Here is a 14,796-nt window from a genome sequence, read left to right as displayed (position 1 = left end):
GTCAGGCTCCGGTGGTGTCGTCGGGGGTGGCGAGGCGGCGGAGTTCGGTGGCTACCGCTCTGGCGCCATCGCTGGCCTGGGCGAGCCCTGCCGCCTGGTATCCGGCGGCGATCATGTCGGCCACGTCAGCGGCCTCGGCGTGGTCGGCGGCGCGTACCTCGGCGGCCTGCTTGCGGAGGCGGGCGTTCTCGGCCTCCAGCTCGCGCACCTTCGCGTCGTGGGCTGCGTCGGCGATCCGCAGCGCCTCTGTGATCTCCTCGTCCGCTACGGCCGTCACAGCGTCGGCTCGGCGGTCGCCGTTCTTGCCGTCGCGGAGCACGCGCACGTTCCGCATCGCGGCCTTGTACTGCTCACGGCGTTCGGCGGTTGTGATGTTCACGGGGTTCCTCCGGTGGTGTCGGGGCGGGCAGCAGCGGCCAGGTCGCGGAGCCTGTCGGAGACGAAGCAGAGCGCGGTGCTGACGGAGATTCGGCCGAGCTGCTCATCGCCCGACCAAACCCCGCGGACGTAGTTGGCGGCTTCCTCGAGTGCGGCGGCGCGCACCTCGGCGGCGAAGCGGTCGAGGAGCTGCTCCTGCTCGCGCGGGTTGTCGCGGACGGGCGAGGCGAGGGCGACGCGGACGCTGTACCGCGCGGGCTGATCGGGCTGGTCCATCGGGTCCTCCGGTGGGTGTGCTGGCGGTGGGCCCGCCCCGACTACGGATCGGGGCAGGCCTGTTGCGGTCAGGCGGGCTGCCGGTTGAGGACACGGCGCACCGTGGCGTCGACCGCGGCACGGATCTCCCGGAGCAGCTCCTCCCGCGCACCGGCCTTCAGGTCCGGCGAGGTGGCGACCTGGACGGCCAGCTCGTAGCCGACACCGGCGCACATCCATGCCTGCGACGGGTGCGGCTCCAGCCCGGCGGCACCGAGCTGCACCGCCCACTCGGACGTGTCGGCCGCGCCGACCATCAGGTCGTTGACAGCGCGCTGCGCGGTGCCGAACGGGTCTGTGTCGCGCCCGTCGACGCCGTCCCCGGCGATGTCGTCCAGGTCGTGCCAGCAGCCGCGACGCTCGTCTGCGCGGCTGGCGATGGGGATACCGACCATCTGCATACCGACGTAGTGGAGATCGGGCTTGGCGGTGAGGGCGGCGTGCTGGCGGGCGGCTTCGGTGCGGAGATCAGCGTCGGTGTACGGGCGGTCGGTCACGGTGTCGGGCATGTGGTCCTCCAGGGCGAGTTGTCCGGCCACGGGTGCGGCCGGGTGGATGGTGATCGGCTGGGGCGGCTGGCCGAGCTTCTTCGCGCATGTCGGGCCGTAGCCGCGGCGGATCGACACGGGGTCGGTCAGCCACATCGGGCATAGCTCGCAGCGACGACGGACCGTCACGCCGCTCCGTCCTCCGCGCACGGCCCGCCGGAACCGGATGCTGAGGCGGCCTGCTTCCACGCGGCTGTGCGCTGCTGGTGGACGTTGTTGCGGCGTACGCGGGTGCCGCTGTGGCTGGTGCACAGCTGGCCGGCGGGCGCGGCGCAGGCGGGACACGGGACGGCGAGTTGGGGGAGCTGGCGGGCGGGCTCGGCGGTCATCAGGCGGCGCTCCCGTCCGTGCGCAGCCCCGCGGGCTCGTCGGTGAACAGCGGTTCGTGGGTCATCTCGATCTCCAGGCGCTCCACTGCGGCGACGGCCGCCGCGGTGGCGTGCGCAGGGCACAGGTCGCGGACGCCGAGCAGCCACCCCTCGGAGGTGAGCCACCGGCGGGTGCCGCCGCCCATCTCGGGCTGGTCGAGGTGCAGCTCGTAGTGCTGCTCGGCGTCCGGGTCGTAGCAGTGGCCGGTGGTGCCGCAGTCGTGTTGGTCGCAGCGGATGGCGTAGACGGTGACGGGCTGGTAGCTCACGCGGCGCTCCGGGTGGTCGTTGTGGTCGTCATCGGTTGTGTGGTGGTGGGGTGTCGGGTTTCGCATGCGTTTCGGTTGGTGCAGAGGGTGATTGCTGGGGTGTGTGGGGTGGCGGGGTGGTGGTGGAAGGCTCGGGATCCGGTTCGGCCGCAGGACTCGCAGCGGTGGGTGGGGGTGGGTTTGCGGCGCCGGGGTCGGGTGCCGCCGAATGTGCCGTCGGGGATGGCCTCGAGGAGGAGGCGCTCCATCGGGGTCATGTGGTCCACCGCCTGACGGGGATGCCGGCGCGCTCGGCGAGCTGGGCGCAGTGGGTGGCGCCGTGGGAGCCGTTGCGGATGAAGGCCAGGCACAGGTCCGCCCCCGCCTGGACCATCGAGGCGTTGCGGATCGGTCCGGCGGCGCGCCCATGGAGGTGCCAGGCGGGCGGGTGGGGCTCCTCGGTGACGCGCTGGTAGTCGTCGGTGCAGGCGGCGGTGAATGTGGTCAGCGCCCACGTCTTGGCCATGATGTCGGCGCCGGCGGGGCAGTCGCCGTGGACGACGACGAGTGGCTGTTCCGGGGGGAGTGAGGCGAGGGTGTGGGCAAGTGCGGTGCGGACGGCGTGGAGGTCGTCCCAGGTTCGACTGCCGGTGATGAGGACGCGGTACGGGGTGGTCATGCGGTCTTCCTCTCGGCGGCGGGGTGGCAGTGGGTGTGTCGGTCGCGGCCGGGTCTGGGGACCATGCGTTCGTGGCAGGTGGCGCAGCGGGTGAAGGTGAGGGGCTGCGCGGCGGGTGGCGCGTCGTCGTCGTGGTGGTCTTGTTCGTGGTCGGAGTGATCGTTTTGGGGCCCGGGATCGGGATCTACCTGAGGTTGAGCAACAACCTCGGCCGCGTCATGGGGTAGTTCCTTGGCTATCCCTGGGTTGTTCGGGGGGCGGTCCCCCGAACCAAACGGGGGGCGGTCCCCCGAACCCATACGGGGGGCGGTCCCCCGTTCTTCTTCCTCCGGAGATGCCGGAAGTTCCGGGGGCGGTCCCCCGTTCTCCGCATCTTCGAGTTCGGGGGACCGCCCCCCGTTCTTCTCTGCCTGCCAGGGGGGCGGCTTCCGCTCAGCTCGCTTCCTCTTGGAGGCATCCAGCGCTGCCACGGCAGCAGCCCAGTCCGGCGTCGGGTCGAGCACGAGGACGTACAGCGCCGCTTTCCCCCGCTTGCGTTCGCCCTCGATGGAGACGAGTCCGGCAGCGATCGCGGCATCCAGGTAGCGGCGGCAGTCCTTCTCATCCACGATCGCGGCGGCGGCGATGTCCTTGATCCGGATGGGCTTGCCGTCGCGGAACTTGAGCTTCCCCGAGCCGTTCGCGCCCGCCCCGAGGGCCTGCAACACCTTCAGGAAGCCGTCGGCGAGCGGACGGGGCATCTCCCGCGTCCAGCGCCAGAACAGGGCGTTGCGGAAGGCGTGCGGGACGCTGCCGCTGCGCTGCTGCTCTTCTGTGCTCAACGTGACCTCGATCGGTGCGTGGATGTGCGGAGGGAGAGCGCGGGGCCGCCGCGGTGGGCGGCCCCGCGATGTCACCTGACGAACTCAGTGCGCGAGCGCGCCTGCTTCTCGGCCTCCGCCGCCCTGAACTCCGCCTCCGTCGGGTAGCCCGCGAACTCGCGGGCCAGGACGTTCTCGGCGCCGCGCGGTCCGTTGCCGATCTCGTCCAGCGTTCCGTCCATGCGCCGGCCCCGGTACATGGCGCGCTTCGCCTCCAGGAGGGAGGCGGCTTCCTCGTCGGTGCGGGCGACCTCGGCGCCGGTCACGCGGACTTTGACCTGGGGGTCTTTCTCCTCGCCGTCGGCGTGGCCCGTGTAGCTCTTGGAGGTGAGCTCCACGATCGCGACCACGACGGTGCCGGGCGATTCGAAGAGGCCGCGGCGCTGCTCGGCGGACAGGCTGCCCTCTATGGATGCGGCGGCGGTGTCGAGCTTGATCTCGGGGATCTGGGTCTTGTCGAGCTTGGGCATTACAGGGTGTCCTTCCGGTAGGCGTCCGCCATGTCGGCGGACTGCTGGGCGATGGCCTGCTCGGCGCAGGCTTTGTGTGCGGGTTTGCGTTTGGGGTCGCGCAAATGGGTGTCGGAGCCGCAGTAGCGGCAGGGCTGTTCGCGGCTGGACCAGTGGGCTGAGTCCCGCCAGTCGAGGCATCCGCCTGGCAGTGATCGCGCCGCCGCTGGCCGCCGCCGCTTCATGCGACTGCCAGCCGGGGTGCCTGCCGCTCCGCGCGCTGACCCTTACTTGTGGGGAAGTCCGGGTCCGGCCGGACGGTCCGCTTCAGGTGTGCGGCGCGCTCGACGGCGGTCATGCCGCCCCACACTCCGTACCCCTCGGGCTGGGTCAGCGCCCACTCGCGGCAGGCGTCCAGGACGGGGCAGGCGCGGCACTCGGCCTTCGCCTCCGTGGCCTGGGTCTGCGCTTCGTCGGAGGCGCCGATCGGCCACCACAGGTCAGGCTTCGGGTGCGTGGCACACACTGCCTGCGACCACCCGCTGGTCACGACGTACCACCCGTCGGCTGGACGCGCGCCTTCCGCTTCTGCTCGCGGTTGCACGCCTGGCAGTAGGCCGTACCGTCCGGCCCATACCGGCCGTGGGCGTCCTGGTCGTGGCCGTGTCGACACTGCGCGGGCCGCTCCTGGCCGCCGGTCAGATACCGCAGCTGCTCACGGGTACGCAGCCGGGCCGCGGTGTCGTCCATGTGCTCGGGCGCGACACAGTGCGGGATGCCGCACTCGGCGCGGGCGTAGCCCAGCGGGTCACGACCGGTACGGATGCGGAAGGCGATCCGGGCCGCGGTGAACGGCTGCTCCCGGTAGCGCATCGTGGGGGTTCCGCTCTGGGACTGTCGCTCGCCCAGCCATTCCAGGTGTCCGCCGCGCACCGGCCTGGTGTGCGTTGCCCACACCTGCTCCAGGGTGAGCGGCTGCGGTCGCACGTTCGGGATGCCCAGGTCGCGGCGGATGCGGGAGACACGGGCCCGGTCACACCGCAGCTGGGCGGCGATGATGTTGTTGGACAGGCCCTCGCGCAGGAGCGCGGCGATTTCGTCCTTGGTGGCGTTCTGCTTCATCGGCCACCGCCGAGGCGCCAGATGTGGATGACCGCGCCCGGACCCGACCGCAGCACGTCCGCAGCGTCGTCCCCGACGTAGTGCTTGGCGAGGCGGCGGTACTCCACCACGCGGGCGTCGTCCAGCCACGCCCCGGCGTCCGTGAGCGCGTCCTCGGTCGACCGCAGCAGTTTTGAGAGATCCGGCATGGAAGCGGGGCGCCACATCAGCGTTTTGGACCAGCGGACTCCGGCCGGCCACCAGCTCGGCTTACTCGTCGGGCGGTGGCGGACGGTGAAGGTGACGGCGACGGCGAGGGGGCCGTCCAGCGGCTGCCACTTCCCGTCGCCGGAGTCCATGGCTTGGAGAGCAGACGCTTTGACGTCCTGGCGCCAGGGCTTGACCTTCTTCGACGACTCGACCATCACGCCGCGGCCGACGTGGCGTTTGCTGCCCTGGGGTCCGGGTGTGCCGTGGACGATGACGGTGAGGTCGGCGGGGGCCGCCCCCGCCACCACGGCGGGGGCGGCAATCTGCGCGGTCATCGGTTCCACCGCCGAGCCAGCGCCAGCACGGCGCTCGCGATGACGGCAGCAGGCCAGAACACGATCAGCATGGCGGCCAGCAGGCAGTACGCGGCGGGAGCGGTCTCGTGCACGGTGGCGAGTTCCGGGTGCTCACGCGTGACCGTGGGCAATGCGACGCACATTCCGATGCTGCCGATGCCCCAGATGATGAGGACGGTGATGGCAAGGGCGGTCACCAGGCACCGCCCGCGTACGGGCGGGGCTGGGGCAGCGGCTTGCCGGTGCCGCAGGAGCAGGTCTCCACGTCGCCGCCGCACGGGCAGAGGCCCGCAGCCGGGCGGCCAGCCAGGTGCCGCACCGCACGGACCAGCAGCCGGGACACGCCGACCAGGGCGAGCACGGCGCCGAGCAGCCACGCGGCGCAGCCGGTCACCCCGACGACCAGCACGCCGATCAGCAGCAGGTTCTCGCTCATGCCGCACCGTCCTCGTCCGGCCAGACGATGCTCGGCACAACCTTGACAGCACGGCCGTCGCGGATGACGACCCGCCACATATCGGTGTTCTCCTCGCCCTCGCACTCAAGGCGCCCGGTGAAGACGTGGCCCGGGAAGGCGTCGAGGGCAGCCTGCACGGCGTCGATCAGGCCATACGCCCGGTACTCGTCGATATCGCTCATCACGAGGGCCGAGGCGGTCCGGCGCAGCAACGGCCCGTCATCCGTCTGAACCGTCTCCTCAGCGACGCGGAGAACGAGTTCAAGCCGGTGGTCACCAGCCGGGGGGAACGGGCTGAACGGGCTGTCCTTGAACTCGCTCCAGGCCAGCGGTGGGGAGATGGCGAACTCGCCGGTGACGCGGGTGGTGTACCCCATGGTTCAGTCCTCCGTGGTGGTGTAGGTGATGGCGATCGAGCCGCACAAGCCGCAGGTCCACTGCCCGTCGCCATCCGGCTCGTGCGGGGCGTGGGAGGTGCAGCGGCCGGCGCAGGGAAGCCAGGCCACGGCGTCCATCTCGATCGCGGCAGTGTCCGCGTACGCGCTTTCGCGGAGCTGCTGGACCTCGGCCTCGGTCAGCCACCGGGCGTCGCCAGGGCGGGGACCGTAGGTGATGCAGCGCTGGGCGAGGCGGATGACGAGCCAGGTGACGCCCGCGCCCCCGGCTCCGAGCAGCAGCGTCGTCAGATCGCCAAGCGCGGCGGCGATCACGAGCCGCCCCCGTCACGCGGCGCGGGGATCAGCGGCCACGAACCGTCGATGACCTTGCCCGGGTCGCCACCCTGCTCAGCGGTGGCCTTGGTCCGGAACCACTCCTGCAACCCAGCCTGCTGCTCCGCCCGCCACCGCTGCTGTGCCGCGAACAGCTCGGACGGCTCGGCGCGCTGGAACTGCGGGAACTTGGCGAACTGAGCGTCGGCCAGCAGCAGCGCGGCCAGCGCGTCCGCCTCGGCGGTGTGCCAGTCCTCCAGCTCCACCCCGTACCGGGCGCACGTCGGACCGAGCTTGCGCTGACCGGCGCCGCGTACGAAGGGGCGGGCCTGGCGGTCCAGGACATGCGGATCAACCAGGGTGACTGGGTCGGCACCGCGCAGCCGATCGGCCATGGTCGGCAGCCCGTTGCGCGCGAGGTCGCAGTTCAGCACGGTCCAGTCGTAGGAAGTGTTGAAGGCGACGACGGGCATGCCCGCGCGGAGCGCGGCGGTCAGCTTGTCGGCGATGTCCTCCAGCGCGTCCCGCGGGTCGAGCCCATCGGCCTGCGCGCGGGCGTCATCGATGCCGTGGACTGCCGTCGTCTCCTCCGGGATGGGAACACCGGGGTTGATGAGGTGGGAGAACACGCGGTCGGGGTGGCCGCCGCCGCGCACGACGACGGCGACGGTGACGATGCGGGCCTCGGTGGGGATGACGCCGGTGGTCTCGGTGTCCCAGCCCAGACGGCGCAGCAGGTGCCAGCTCACGAGGCACCGCCGCCGGGCTGCGCGGTCTCCGGCCAACCGTCGCTCTGCACATCGTCGTCGCCGATGGGCTGGTCGGCCCACGGGTCGGAAGTGCCGACGGTCGGCTGATCCTCCGGCTGAGCACCCCACGGGTCCACCGCGGTCGACAGCGCGGGCGCGGGTGCGGCAGTCAGAGCAGCGACAGACAAGGGCTGCCGCGCCTCCTCCGGCGCACCACGGAGCACCTTGGCGGAGGAGGAGTCAAGCTCCTCCACGGCGTAGGGCATGCCGTGCAGCACGTCCGACGCAATCAGCCGGCACACCTCGCCCGTAGCGCGGGCGATGAGCATCGTCTGCGGCTGCTTCTTCCACTGATCCTTGCTCAGCAGCCCGAGCTTCTGGGCACGGGGGATATCCCAGCGGACCTCCTGCCACGCCTCCTTGCCCTTGCGGCGCCCGCGCATCACGCAGTGCGTCTCAGTGGACTCCAGCAGCTCCACGTCGTGACCATGGGACTGGACCAGACCCCGCATCGCGTGGGCGCGCAGCGCCGGGCTGCCCTGGATCACGTCGATCGCCTTCAGGGAAGCCATCGGCTGAAGCCCGAGCTCCTGCCCGGAGAGGATCACCGCGGTGATCTCCTCCGGCTTGCCGCGGAACTGGCCTGCGAAGCTGGTCTTCGCGAGGGACTGCGCGATCTGAGCGGCCTGGCGGGCGGACTCCGCCCACAGCATCAGTTCCGTCATCTGCTGGGGTGCGGCGGGCTGGTCGGCTTGTACAGCGGGGCTGTTGGCCGGGGCCTCGGGAACGGCGAGGTCACTCACTGAGGTACTCCTCTGAGTCACGCAGGGCTGCCCAGACGGGCAGGGAGATGGAGGGGATTTCTTCGACGGGTCCGGTCCAGTCCGGCCAGGTGCCAGTGCGCTGGCAGTCGGCGTAGACGCGGAGGGCGCGGCGGTTCTTCGCGCGGCCGATGTCGAGGGACTGCGGGTCCAGCTCGCGGACGGTCACCAGGTACGGGGCCGTCTTCATCTGGAAGACGAAGATGAACCGGGACCCGTCGTCGGCCATTCCGGCGGCCTCGAGCCCGTCGAGGTACCAGGCGGCCTGCTGGTGGTAGCCGTGGTCCTGGACCGCTTTCGACACGCCGTCGGGGCTGGCGTCCGCCGCGGTCTTGTAGTCGACGCAGAGGGTCAGTCCGGGGAGTTGCTTCACCCAGTCGGGCCGGGCCTTCCGCTTGATCCCGGTGTCCCGGTCGGTCCAGAAGATCGACTGCTCCGCGACGCCGGAGCCGGGGGTGAACAGGGGCCCGGCGAGCGGGTGTCGGCGGATGGCGTCGGCCATCGCCTCCACCTGCTCGTAGTCGTGGCGCAGCATGGGCACGGCGCCCATGTCGCGGGCTTCGTCGCGGGCGGCTTTGGCTGCCTTGGTGAGGTAGTTGGGGAAGTCGAGGACGTCGATGTCGGGTCCGTCGCCGAGGACGAGATGGTGTGCCGCGTGGCCGAAGTCGAAGGTCTTCTTCGGGGCGGGCGGGTTGTCCTGCTCGTGTCGGAAGATGGCGGGACAGCTGGGCGGCAGGAGCTTGCGGGCGCCGGTGGAGGAGAGGGAGCCGCGGTCGGCGTGGTACTCCTCGGCGGTCATCTGGTAGATGCCGGGCTGCTGGACGGCCGGCCCGGCGGCCGGGGCCGAAGCCCCGGCCAGCACGGTGGTGTTCGTCATCAGGAGTCGGCCTCCGGGTCGTAGGCGGAGGCGATGGTGATGCGGGTGACGGTGTACTCCGTGGTGCGTTCGACGCCGTTGACGGTGACGAGCAGCTCGTCGGGGTCGTCGGGCTCGGACTCATCTCCGAGCCAGCCGAAGATCCCGCCGTCGTACTCCGGGTCGTTGTTGCGGGCGTCGGCCTCGCAGTGCTCGCGGGCAGCGGCCGGGTTGGCGTACGTGCCGAGCGGGGTCATGCCCCACGAGGCCCGGTAGACGTACGCGATCGGGGGCTCCGCATCCAGCGACAGGGCGGCGGAAGTCTGCGTAGCGAGGGCGAGGGTGGCGTGCACCTGCGCCTGGGCGATCAGTGCCGCGTGCTCACCGGGCCCGTACTCGCCGCCACTGCGGCGGACCGGTCGGCCCTGAGGGTGGGCAGCGAACGAAGCGTCGGACAGCAGCCGCTCGGCGGCGCGGTAGTGCTCGGGGCCGGTCATCGGGTTCCTCCGGTGCGGTGCTTGGCGGGGTGGGCGCGGCGCTGACGCCAGTCGCCGATGAGATCGATGACCGTCGGGACCGCGACGAAGACGAGGGCCGTCATCCCGGCGAACAGAGCGGCAGCGGCGACGACGTGCAGGAAGACGGTCACGACGCGCCCCCGATCTCGGCGCGCTGCCGGGCGTACGCCGGGCACGTCGGGCACGCCCGGCAGCACGGCCCGCAGTCCTCCGGGTCACAGCAGTCCGCTTGGTGCAGGTCGCAGCACGCGGCCCGCTCGGCGTCAACGGTGGTGTAGTGGCCGGGGCACCAGATGCCCGGCCGGTCAGCCCACGGGTGCCCGTCGTGGTAGTCATCGTGGCCGCACTTCCGCGTGCCGACCGCGTCGGGCCCTGTGAGGTCGGCCCACAGCTCGGCTGCACGCGCCTCGTCCAGCTCCAGCACATACGGCTCGCCGGACGGGCCGGACAGCAGCACCGTGACGGAGTCGTCGTCGACGTACTCGACGTCGCCCAGCCCCCACCGCAGCGACACCGGGTTCTGCGGCGGTGCTGCGGTGTCCCGCTCCGCGAGGGCGTCCTCGACCAGCAGGTCATCCCGCTGCTGGACCAACTGCGCGACCCGCGCCCGCAACTGCGCGACCTCGTCGGCCAGCCACTCGACCACCGGGGCCACCCGCGCGCCCAGCGGCATCGGCACCCGCCGAGGGCGGCCGGACGGCGCCAGCGTGCCCCTGATAGCCATCAGATCCGCCTCGGCCGCGACCAGCCGCAGCCGGTGCCGCTCCGCACGCGCCGCCGTCTCCGGTGTCTGGATCAGCTGCGCGGAACCCAACGTGGACACGATGCCGCGCAGCAGTTCGTATGGCGCGTCCGGCGCCGCAGCGTGCGCCACCTTCAGCGCGGCGACCTCCGCCGCCGACGGGGCACTCACGCCGACACCTGCACCGGACGGCCCGGAGCCAGCGCGGCGAACGCGCCGTCGGATGCGTCGACCTCATGCGCGGCATGCGGATGACCGGCGCGCAACTCGGCCGCGTGGCACAGCACAACGGGCTCGGCCAGCGGATCGCCGACCGCCCACATCCGCACCGGCACACCAGCTACCAGCGCCGTGAACTCGACCAACGGGTCGCCGTTCAGATCCGACAGAGCTACCTGCTCCGGGGCGACGCACAGCGCCTCGCGCCACACCTCCACCGTGGCCAGGCCGGGCAGCAGGGCGCTCACGGCCTCGGGCTCGTGCTGCGACAGGACCATGTAGGCGCCGGGCATCTGCGGATGGGCCTCCACCAGCGCGGCCATCGCGAAGATCGCGGGCTGCTGCGCCCGCATGGTCTGGGTAGGGTCAGGCATAGCCTGTCTCCTTCGTTGAGGTTGAGAGATGGGCTGGGGTCGTCGGGTGCTTCCGGCGGCCCCGCTTGTACGTGAGGGGTGGAGTCAGCCGGTGCGACGCGACCGGGCAGGGAGCGGCTTCAACTCCGCGAGCGGATGCGACCCCCCGCCAGGCACCGCCGACAAGGCGTGCTGCTCCGGCTCGTAGCAGTGGGCCGCGAGGATGCGGTCCAAGTGGTCGTCGGTGAAGAGCACGTGACCACCGAGGCCGTCCACGTGCGGCAGCCGCTTGATATGCCGCTGAAGCCACGACTTCGTGACCCGCAGTTCCTCGGCGGCCTCGTCGTAGTCGTAGAGGCGTCGGCTCATGCCGGCACCGCCACGGCCAACGGGTGGTCGAGTTCCACGGTGCGGCCGACCGGAGCGAAGAGGATCAGAAGATCAACTCCGATGGTCTGGGCTATGCCGTGCGCTTCGCTGGCCGGAACCGCTTCCTGCATCTCGTGGAGCAGCGCGTGAAGACTCGACCGGGCTATCCCGGCACGGCGGGCCAGTTCGCGGAGGGATATGGGTGCACCGGTGCCGGTGCGCTCCATCAAGGTCCGCAGCAGAGTGCTGCTGACCAGTTTGTACAGGGGTTCAGATTCGTTCACGTCCACCTCGTGCGATGAGCAGTTGCACTGCTTGGATGAACTGAGCATTGCATAGCTTGGACGATGTGTCCAGAAGGTTGGATGAGGTGTGCGGAATCCGGTCAGGTTGCCCGTGTGTACTGGCGCACCGCATTGCATTTCATGGACACTCTGTCCAGCACGCGGAATGACCGCCGCGTGTCACCTGGGGGAATCCCCTCCGGTACCCCTGGTCACATGGACACCCCACGGCCCATCACGTGACACGGAGTGGCAAGATGAGGATCATGGCCGAGCAGGAAAAGCCGACAGAGCGGACACAACTCGCGGACCTGGTGCGCTCCCGCAAAGCGGAGATCGGGCTGTCCTACGATCGCCTGGCAGCGCGCTGCATTGACCCCGGCACCGGCGAGCAGACCGTCAAATACTCCTGGCTGCACCGCCTCGCCTCCGGCCAGCCCGTGATCCCGCCACAGCTCCCCCAGCTCAACGGGCTCGCCGTGGGACTGGACGTCGACCTGGGCGTCGTGCAAGACGCCGCCGGCGCGCAGTTCCTCGGGATCGACACCGTGTGGTCCCAGAGCGGGGAAGCGCGCGCATGGGTGCGGAACGCCGAGCGGCTGACGCCGGATCAGCGCGCTGCTGTAGAGCGGCTGATCAACACATTCACCGAGGGTCAGTGACTGAGGCGCGCCTTAGCTTTGGCCTGATTGTCACTGCTGGTCATTCCATCTACGCCCGTAGTTAATTTCGGAACTACGTGGCAGCATGTGTCATCCGCCTGGGGGGCGCGACGGCCGGGGGCCTGCACGAACCGGCAGTCGAACAACTGATCGAATATGGCGGCACGCGGAGGACACATGAAAGACGCGTCACAACCAGCATCAGCGCGCTTTGTACTCAGCGATGACCTGCCCGACGGGGTGCCCGTGCTGCTCATCGAGTCCCCTGACGGCACCTGGACCTGGCTCATACGCCGCGGTCACATGGAAGAGGAGGCGGTGACAGAGGTCAACCGCCTCCTCGGCCACGTCACCGGCAACGGGCTGTGGGTATGCCGCGAAGCCGCCGCCGAGCAGTACCCGCGCGCAAGCTAGCCCCCGCGCACCACCGACAACCCGGCACGCTGCTCGGGCACGGACATGGCGGCCTCCACCGCCGCGGTCATCTCGCCATCCAGCGACCGCACCAGATGCCCGTACCGGTCCACAGTCGTCTGGATGGACTCGTGCCCAAGCCGGTTCTGAATGGCCGGCAGCGGAATGTTCGCGGCGATCAGCCACGCCACGTGCGTGTGCCGCAGGTCGTGAATCCGTGGGCGCCGTGGGAGACCTTTCTCCACGGCTGCGGTGACCGCCGGTTTCCACTTCCGGCTGAAAAAATTGGCGTGCATCCACGCTTTGCCCTGTGCGGTGCGGAAGACGTACGCCTCCGGACGCTGCCCCTTCACCAGCCGCCGCGCTGTCGCGGCCTGCATCGGCGAGAGTGCCACGACCCGCCGCGCCTTCCGCGTCTTCGGCGGCCCGAGGAAGAAGCTGCGGTCGCTTCCCTTCGGGGACCGCTTCCACGCCCTGCTGACCGTCGCCGTCGGCGTCCCACTGGTCAGCTTCAGGTCCTGCACTTGCAGCGCGGACGCCTCACCCCAGCGCATGCCGGTGCCCACGAGCCAGTCCGCCAGGTCCCGCGCGGCGGGGTCGGTGATCTCGGTGGCGACTCGCTGGTACTCCTCCCGCTCGAGGAACACCATCTCTTCTGCAACCTCATCGTCCGTACGCGGCAGGCTGGTGCCCGTGCAGCAGTTCTTCGTGCGCAGCTGCGGCTCCGCATTGATCGCAGCCTCAACGATGCACCACAGCAACCCGTGCCTGTTCGCAATGCTCTTGGGTGAGGCCGGCCGACGAGCCCACTTCTTCGGGTCCTCCTCGTCCCGTGCGCCGTCCTCTTCGAGGCGCACCCAGTCCTGCACGTCATCAGCGGTCAGGTTGCCGATCGTTGCGGCCTGGACCTCGCCGGAGCGCTTGGTGTGGACGATGAGCGCGATGTGCTGCTCGACCTCGCGCAGGTAGTCGTCCTTGGTGCGCTTGTCGACGCCGGTGAGGCGGGTTGCATAGCGGCGTGCCCAGTCGATCAGGGGCATGTCGTCGGGGTCGGTGTCGGGCTCCACGAAGCCCTTGCCCCGCACCCAGCCGTGGGGCCACTTGCCGCCGTGGGCCTCCACGAGTTTCTTGAACTGCTCGGCGCTGTCCTCATCGCCGAAGCGCTCGGTCTCCCACTCTCCGGCCTCGCGCCACTTCACCTGGAAAGTGCTGTCGCCGTCCTTTTTGGGTCGTTCCACGATGCTCGCCATGAGGGGAAAATACGCCCGCTGAGGGGGTGTTGTGTTCCCGTCGTGTTCCCACAAATTGAAAAAGATCAAGGCCCGACCCGTTTCCACAGGTCAGACCTTGATCGTTTAGGGTGAATGACGGGACTTGAACCCGCGACATCCTGGACCACAACCAGGTGCTCTACCAACTGAGCTACATCCACCATGACCGGCGCTTTTCGTCCGGCCCAGAAAGAGTGTACAGGGTCAGCCGGGGTGCTCGCGCACGTGTTTTACGCGGGGGAGGGCGGCAGGGCGTAGCGGGCCGCGATCTCCTTCGCGGTGTCCGAGTCCGGGCCGGGATGCGGCACGAAAATCGCCTCGCGGTAGTAGCGCAGCTCGGCGATGGATTCGCGGATGTCGGCCAGCGCGCGATGGTTGCCCTGCTTGTCCGGGCTGTTGAAGTAGGCCCGCGGATACCAGCGGCGGGCCAGCTCCTTCACCGAGGACACGTCCACGATGCGGTAGTGCAGATGCTGCTCCAGCGCGGGCATGTCACGGGCCAGGAAGCCGCGGTCGGTGCCGACGGAGTTCCCGCACAGCGGCGCCTTGCCGGGCTCCTTGGCGTGCTCCCGTACGTAGGCGAGGACTTGGGCCTCGGCGTCCGCCAGGGTGGTGCCCTGGTCCAGCTCGTCGAGCAGTCCGGAGGCGGTGTGCATGGCGCGCACCACCTCGGGCATCGAGTCCAGCGACGCCTCCGGCGGGCGGATCACGATGTCCACGCCCTCGCCGAGGATGTTCAGCTCCGAGTCGGTGACCAGGGCGGCCACCTCGACGATCGCATCCTCGATCAGCGAGAGCCCGGTCATCTCACAGTCGATCCACACCATTCGATTGTTCATACGTTTCACCCTACGTCGCC

The 14,796-nt window shown here is 70.2% G+C and carries 28 protein-coding genes and 1 tRNA gene; 2 read left to right on the top strand and 27 right to left on the bottom strand.

Annotated elements, in window-relative coordinates:
• Position 1 precedes the first annotated feature (1 nt).
• The 24 genes from LHJ74_RS14555 to LHJ74_RS14440 all read right to left on the bottom strand — a co-directional run bounded on the left by LHJ74_RS14555 (position 2) and on the right by LHJ74_RS14440 (position 11,590).
• Positions 2-379, bottom strand: coding sequence for a hypothetical protein (locus LHJ74_RS14555; RefSeq protein WP_260218433.1), 378 nt, complete (start codon positions 377-379; stop codon positions 2-4).
• Complete coding sequence (locus LHJ74_RS14550) at positions 376-654, bottom strand: hypothetical protein (protein WP_260218432.1); 279 nt, start codon at positions 652-654, stop codon at positions 376-378. Before LHJ74_RS14550 ends, LHJ74_RS14555 begins: the two co-directional genes overlap by 4 nt.
• A gap of 68 nt (positions 655-722) precedes the next feature.
• Positions 723-1,370 carry a DUF6011 domain-containing protein gene (locus tag LHJ74_RS14545; RefSeq protein WP_260218431.1) on the bottom strand — a complete coding sequence of 216 codons (648 nt, stop codon included), beginning with the start codon at positions 1,368-1,370 and terminating at the stop codon, positions 723-725.
• Positions 1,367-1,570, bottom strand: a complete 204-nt coding sequence (locus LHJ74_RS14540; RefSeq protein WP_260218430.1) for a zinc finger domain-containing protein — start codon at positions 1,568-1,570, stop codon at positions 1,367-1,369. Before LHJ74_RS14540 ends, LHJ74_RS14545 begins: the two co-directional genes overlap by 4 nt.
• On the bottom strand, positions 1,570-1,944 hold the full coding sequence (locus LHJ74_RS14535; RefSeq protein ID WP_260218429.1) for a hypothetical protein: 375 nt from the start codon (positions 1,942-1,944) through the stop codon (positions 1,570-1,572). Before LHJ74_RS14535 ends, LHJ74_RS14540 begins: the two co-directional genes overlap by 1 nt.
• 187 nt (positions 1,945-2,131) lie before the next feature.
• On the bottom strand, positions 2,132-2,536 hold the full coding sequence (locus tag LHJ74_RS14530; RefSeq protein ID WP_260218428.1) for an SLOG family protein: 405 nt from the start codon (positions 2,534-2,536) through the stop codon (positions 2,132-2,134).
• Positions 2,533-3,357, bottom strand: coding sequence for a hypothetical protein (locus tag LHJ74_RS14525; RefSeq protein WP_260218427.1), 825 nt, complete (start codon positions 3,355-3,357; stop codon positions 2,533-2,535). The genes LHJ74_RS14530 and LHJ74_RS14525 overlap by 4 nt, the downstream gene beginning before the upstream one ends.
• A gap of 71 nt (positions 3,358-3,428) precedes the next feature.
• Positions 3,429-3,866 carry a hypothetical protein gene (locus LHJ74_RS14520; protein WP_260218426.1) on the bottom strand — a complete coding sequence of 146 codons (438 nt, stop codon included), beginning with the start codon at positions 3,864-3,866 and terminating at the stop codon, positions 3,429-3,431.
• A 220-nt stretch (positions 3,867-4,086) separates the two neighbouring features.
• Positions 4,087-4,395 carry a WhiB family transcriptional regulator gene (locus LHJ74_RS14515; RefSeq protein ID WP_311203296.1) on the bottom strand — a complete coding sequence of 103 codons (309 nt, stop codon included), beginning with the start codon at positions 4,393-4,395 and terminating at the stop codon, positions 4,087-4,089.
• Positions 4,392-4,967, bottom strand: coding sequence for a hypothetical protein (locus LHJ74_RS14510; protein ID WP_260218425.1), 576 nt, complete (start codon positions 4,965-4,967; stop codon positions 4,392-4,394). Before LHJ74_RS14510 ends, LHJ74_RS14515 begins: the two co-directional genes overlap by 4 nt.
• Positions 4,964-5,491, bottom strand: a complete 528-nt coding sequence (locus LHJ74_RS14505; protein WP_260218424.1) for a RusA family crossover junction endodeoxyribonuclease — start codon at positions 5,489-5,491, stop codon at positions 4,964-4,966. The genes LHJ74_RS14510 and LHJ74_RS14505 overlap by 4 nt, the downstream gene beginning before the upstream one ends.
• The gene (locus tag LHJ74_RS14500; RefSeq protein ID WP_260218423.1) at positions 5,488-5,709 is read right to left on the bottom strand and encodes a hypothetical protein; all 222 of its coding nucleotides are present in this window, start codon (positions 5,707-5,709) and stop codon (positions 5,488-5,490) included. The genes LHJ74_RS14505 and LHJ74_RS14500 overlap by 4 nt, the downstream gene beginning before the upstream one ends.
• A complete protein-coding gene (locus LHJ74_RS14495) occupies positions 5,706-5,948 on the bottom strand; it encodes a hypothetical protein (RefSeq protein WP_260218422.1) in 243 nt (80 codons plus the stop codon). The genes LHJ74_RS14500 and LHJ74_RS14495 overlap by 4 nt, the downstream gene beginning before the upstream one ends.
• Positions 5,945-6,346 carry a DUF6205 family protein gene (locus LHJ74_RS14490; RefSeq protein WP_260218421.1) on the bottom strand — a complete coding sequence of 134 codons (402 nt, stop codon included), beginning with the start codon at positions 6,344-6,346 and terminating at the stop codon, positions 5,945-5,947. The genes LHJ74_RS14495 and LHJ74_RS14490 overlap by 4 nt, the downstream gene beginning before the upstream one ends.
• 3 nt (positions 6,347-6,349) lie before the next feature.
• Positions 6,350-6,679: a hypothetical protein gene (locus LHJ74_RS14485; protein WP_260218420.1), complete on the bottom strand. Its 330-nt coding sequence runs from the start codon at positions 6,677-6,679 to the stop codon at positions 6,350-6,352.
• A complete protein-coding gene (locus LHJ74_RS14480; protein ID WP_260218419.1) occupies positions 6,676-7,428 on the bottom strand; it encodes an exonuclease domain-containing protein in 753 nt (250 codons plus the stop codon). Before LHJ74_RS14480 ends, LHJ74_RS14485 begins: the two co-directional genes overlap by 4 nt.
• Positions 7,425-8,231, bottom strand: a complete 807-nt coding sequence (locus LHJ74_RS14475; protein ID WP_260218418.1) for a hypothetical protein — start codon at positions 8,229-8,231, stop codon at positions 7,425-7,427. Before LHJ74_RS14475 ends, LHJ74_RS14480 begins: the two co-directional genes overlap by 4 nt.
• Positions 8,224-9,126 (bottom strand): PD-(D/E)XK nuclease-like domain-containing protein, encoded by a 903-nt coding sequence (locus tag LHJ74_RS14470; RefSeq protein WP_260218417.1) that lies wholly within the window; start codon positions 9,124-9,126, stop codon positions 8,224-8,226. The genes LHJ74_RS14475 and LHJ74_RS14470 overlap by 8 nt, the downstream gene beginning before the upstream one ends.
• On the bottom strand, positions 9,126-9,602 hold the full coding sequence (locus LHJ74_RS14465; protein WP_260218416.1) for a hypothetical protein: 477 nt from the start codon (positions 9,600-9,602) through the stop codon (positions 9,126-9,128). Before LHJ74_RS14465 ends, LHJ74_RS14470 begins: the two co-directional genes overlap by 1 nt.
• Positions 9,599-9,754, bottom strand: coding sequence for a hypothetical protein (locus LHJ74_RS14460; RefSeq protein ID WP_260218415.1), 156 nt, complete (start codon positions 9,752-9,754; stop codon positions 9,599-9,601). Before LHJ74_RS14460 ends, LHJ74_RS14465 begins: the two co-directional genes overlap by 4 nt.
• Positions 9,751-10,536 (bottom strand): hypothetical protein, encoded by a 786-nt coding sequence (locus tag LHJ74_RS14455; RefSeq protein WP_260218414.1) that lies wholly within the window; start codon positions 10,534-10,536, stop codon positions 9,751-9,753. The genes LHJ74_RS14460 and LHJ74_RS14455 overlap by 4 nt, the downstream gene beginning before the upstream one ends.
• Positions 10,533-10,958 carry a hypothetical protein gene (locus LHJ74_RS14450; protein ID WP_260218413.1) on the bottom strand — a complete coding sequence of 142 codons (426 nt, stop codon included), beginning with the start codon at positions 10,956-10,958 and terminating at the stop codon, positions 10,533-10,535. Before LHJ74_RS14450 ends, LHJ74_RS14455 begins: the two co-directional genes overlap by 4 nt.
• 84 nt (positions 10,959-11,042) lie before the next feature.
• Positions 11,043-11,306 (bottom strand): helix-turn-helix domain-containing protein, encoded by a 264-nt coding sequence (locus LHJ74_RS14445; RefSeq protein ID WP_260218412.1) that lies wholly within the window; start codon positions 11,304-11,306, stop codon positions 11,043-11,045.
• On the bottom strand, positions 11,303-11,590 hold the full coding sequence (locus LHJ74_RS14440) for a helix-turn-helix domain-containing protein (RefSeq protein WP_260218411.1): 288 nt from the start codon (positions 11,588-11,590) through the stop codon (positions 11,303-11,305). The genes LHJ74_RS14445 and LHJ74_RS14440 overlap by 4 nt, the downstream gene beginning before the upstream one ends.
• 266 nt (positions 11,591-11,856) lie before the next feature.
• Between LHJ74_RS14440 and LHJ74_RS14435 the strand changes: the two genes are divergently transcribed.
• A complete protein-coding gene (locus LHJ74_RS14435; protein WP_260218410.1) occupies positions 11,857-12,252 on the top strand; it encodes a hypothetical protein in 396 nt (131 codons plus the stop codon).
• A gap of 177 nt (positions 12,253-12,429) precedes the next feature.
• Positions 12,430-12,666, top strand: a complete 237-nt coding sequence (locus tag LHJ74_RS14430; RefSeq protein ID WP_260218409.1) for a hypothetical protein — start codon at positions 12,430-12,432, stop codon at positions 12,664-12,666.
• Here LHJ74_RS14430 and LHJ74_RS14425 read toward each other — a convergent pair.
• The 3 genes from LHJ74_RS14425 to orn all read right to left on the bottom strand — a co-directional run bounded on the left by LHJ74_RS14425 (position 12,663) and on the right by orn (position 14,776).
• Positions 12,663-13,916, bottom strand: a complete 1,254-nt coding sequence (locus LHJ74_RS14425) for a tyrosine-type recombinase/integrase (RefSeq protein ID WP_260218408.1) — start codon at positions 13,914-13,916, stop codon at positions 12,663-12,665. The genes LHJ74_RS14430 and LHJ74_RS14425 overlap by 4 nt on opposite strands.
• Positions 13,917-14,025: 109 nt before the next feature.
• Positions 14,026-14,098, bottom strand: a tRNA-His gene (locus LHJ74_RS14420).
• Between the two features lie 69 nt (positions 14,099-14,167).
• On the bottom strand, positions 14,168-14,776 hold the full coding sequence (orn, locus tag LHJ74_RS14415; RefSeq protein WP_260218407.1) for an oligoribonuclease: 609 nt from the start codon (positions 14,774-14,776) through the stop codon (positions 14,168-14,170).
• Positions 14,777-14,796 lie beyond the last annotated feature (20 nt).

Origin of the sequence: Streptomyces gossypii (assembly GCF_025165795.1) — a bacterium.
Classification (GTDB): domain Bacteria; phylum Actinomycetota; class Actinomycetes; order Streptomycetales; family Streptomycetaceae; genus Streptomyces; species Streptomyces gossypii.
Note: the sequence above shows the minus strand (reverse complement) of the source record. Positions and strands in the feature narration are given on the sequence as shown.

Excerpts from the sequence above, each read along its gene's own strand:
- LHJ74_RS14540 (WP_260218430.1), bottom strand. The coding sequence starts at position 1,570 with ATGACCGCCGAGCCCGCCCGCCAGCTCCCCCAACTCGCCGTCCCGTGT.
- LHJ74_RS14450 (WP_260218413.1), bottom strand. The coding sequence starts at position 10,958 with ATGCCTGACCCTACCCAGACCATGCGGGCGCAGCAGCCCGCGATCTTC.
- LHJ74_RS14510 (WP_260218425.1), bottom strand. The coding sequence starts at position 4,967 with ATGAAGCAGAACGCCACCAAGGACGAAATCGCCGCGCTCCTGCGCGAG.
- LHJ74_RS14520 (WP_260218426.1), bottom strand. The coding sequence starts at position 3,866 with ATGCCCAAGCTCGACAAGACCCAGATCCCCGAGATCAAGCTCGACACC.
- LHJ74_RS14435 (WP_260218410.1), top strand. The coding sequence starts at position 11,857 with ATGGCCGAGCAGGAAAAGCCGACAGAGCGGACACAACTCGCGGACCTG.
- LHJ74_RS14445 (WP_260218412.1), bottom strand. The coding sequence starts at position 11,306 with ATGAGCCGACGCCTCTACGACTACGACGAGGCCGCCGAGGAACTGCGG.
- LHJ74_RS14490 (WP_260218421.1), bottom strand. The coding sequence starts at position 6,346 with ATGGGGTACACCACCCGCGTCACCGGCGAGTTCGCCATCTCCCCACCG.
- LHJ74_RS14505 (WP_260218424.1), bottom strand. The coding sequence starts at position 5,491 with ATGACCGCGCAGATTGCCGCCCCCGCCGTGGTGGCGGGGGCGGCCCCC.
- LHJ74_RS14425 (WP_260218408.1), bottom strand. The coding sequence starts at position 13,916 with ATGGCGAGCATCGTGGAACGACCCAAAAAGGACGGCGACAGCACTTTC.
- LHJ74_RS14530 (WP_260218428.1), bottom strand. The coding sequence starts at position 2,536 with ATGACCACCCCGTACCGCGTCCTCATCACCGGCAGTCGAACCTGGGAC.
- LHJ74_RS14430 (WP_260218409.1), top strand. The coding sequence starts at position 12,430 with ATGAAAGACGCGTCACAACCAGCATCAGCGCGCTTTGTACTCAGCGAT.
- LHJ74_RS14550 (WP_260218432.1), bottom strand. The coding sequence starts at position 654 with ATGGACCAGCCCGATCAGCCCGCGCGGTACAGCGTCCGCGTCGCCCTC.
- LHJ74_RS14495 (WP_260218422.1), bottom strand. The coding sequence starts at position 5,948 with ATGAGCGAGAACCTGCTGCTGATCGGCGTGCTGGTCGTCGGGGTGACC.
- LHJ74_RS14535 (WP_260218429.1), bottom strand. The coding sequence starts at position 1,944 with ATGCGAAACCCGACACCCCACCACCACACAACCGATGACGACCACAAC.
- LHJ74_RS14470 (WP_260218417.1), bottom strand. The coding sequence starts at position 9,126 with ATGACGAACACCACCGTGCTGGCCGGGGCTTCGGCCCCGGCCGCCGGG.
- orn (WP_260218407.1), bottom strand. The coding sequence starts at position 14,776 with ATGAACAATCGAATGGTGTGGATCGACTGTGAGATGACCGGGCTCTCG.
- LHJ74_RS14465 (WP_260218416.1), bottom strand. The coding sequence starts at position 9,602 with ATGACCGGCCCCGAGCACTACCGCGCCGCCGAGCGGCTGCTGTCCGAC.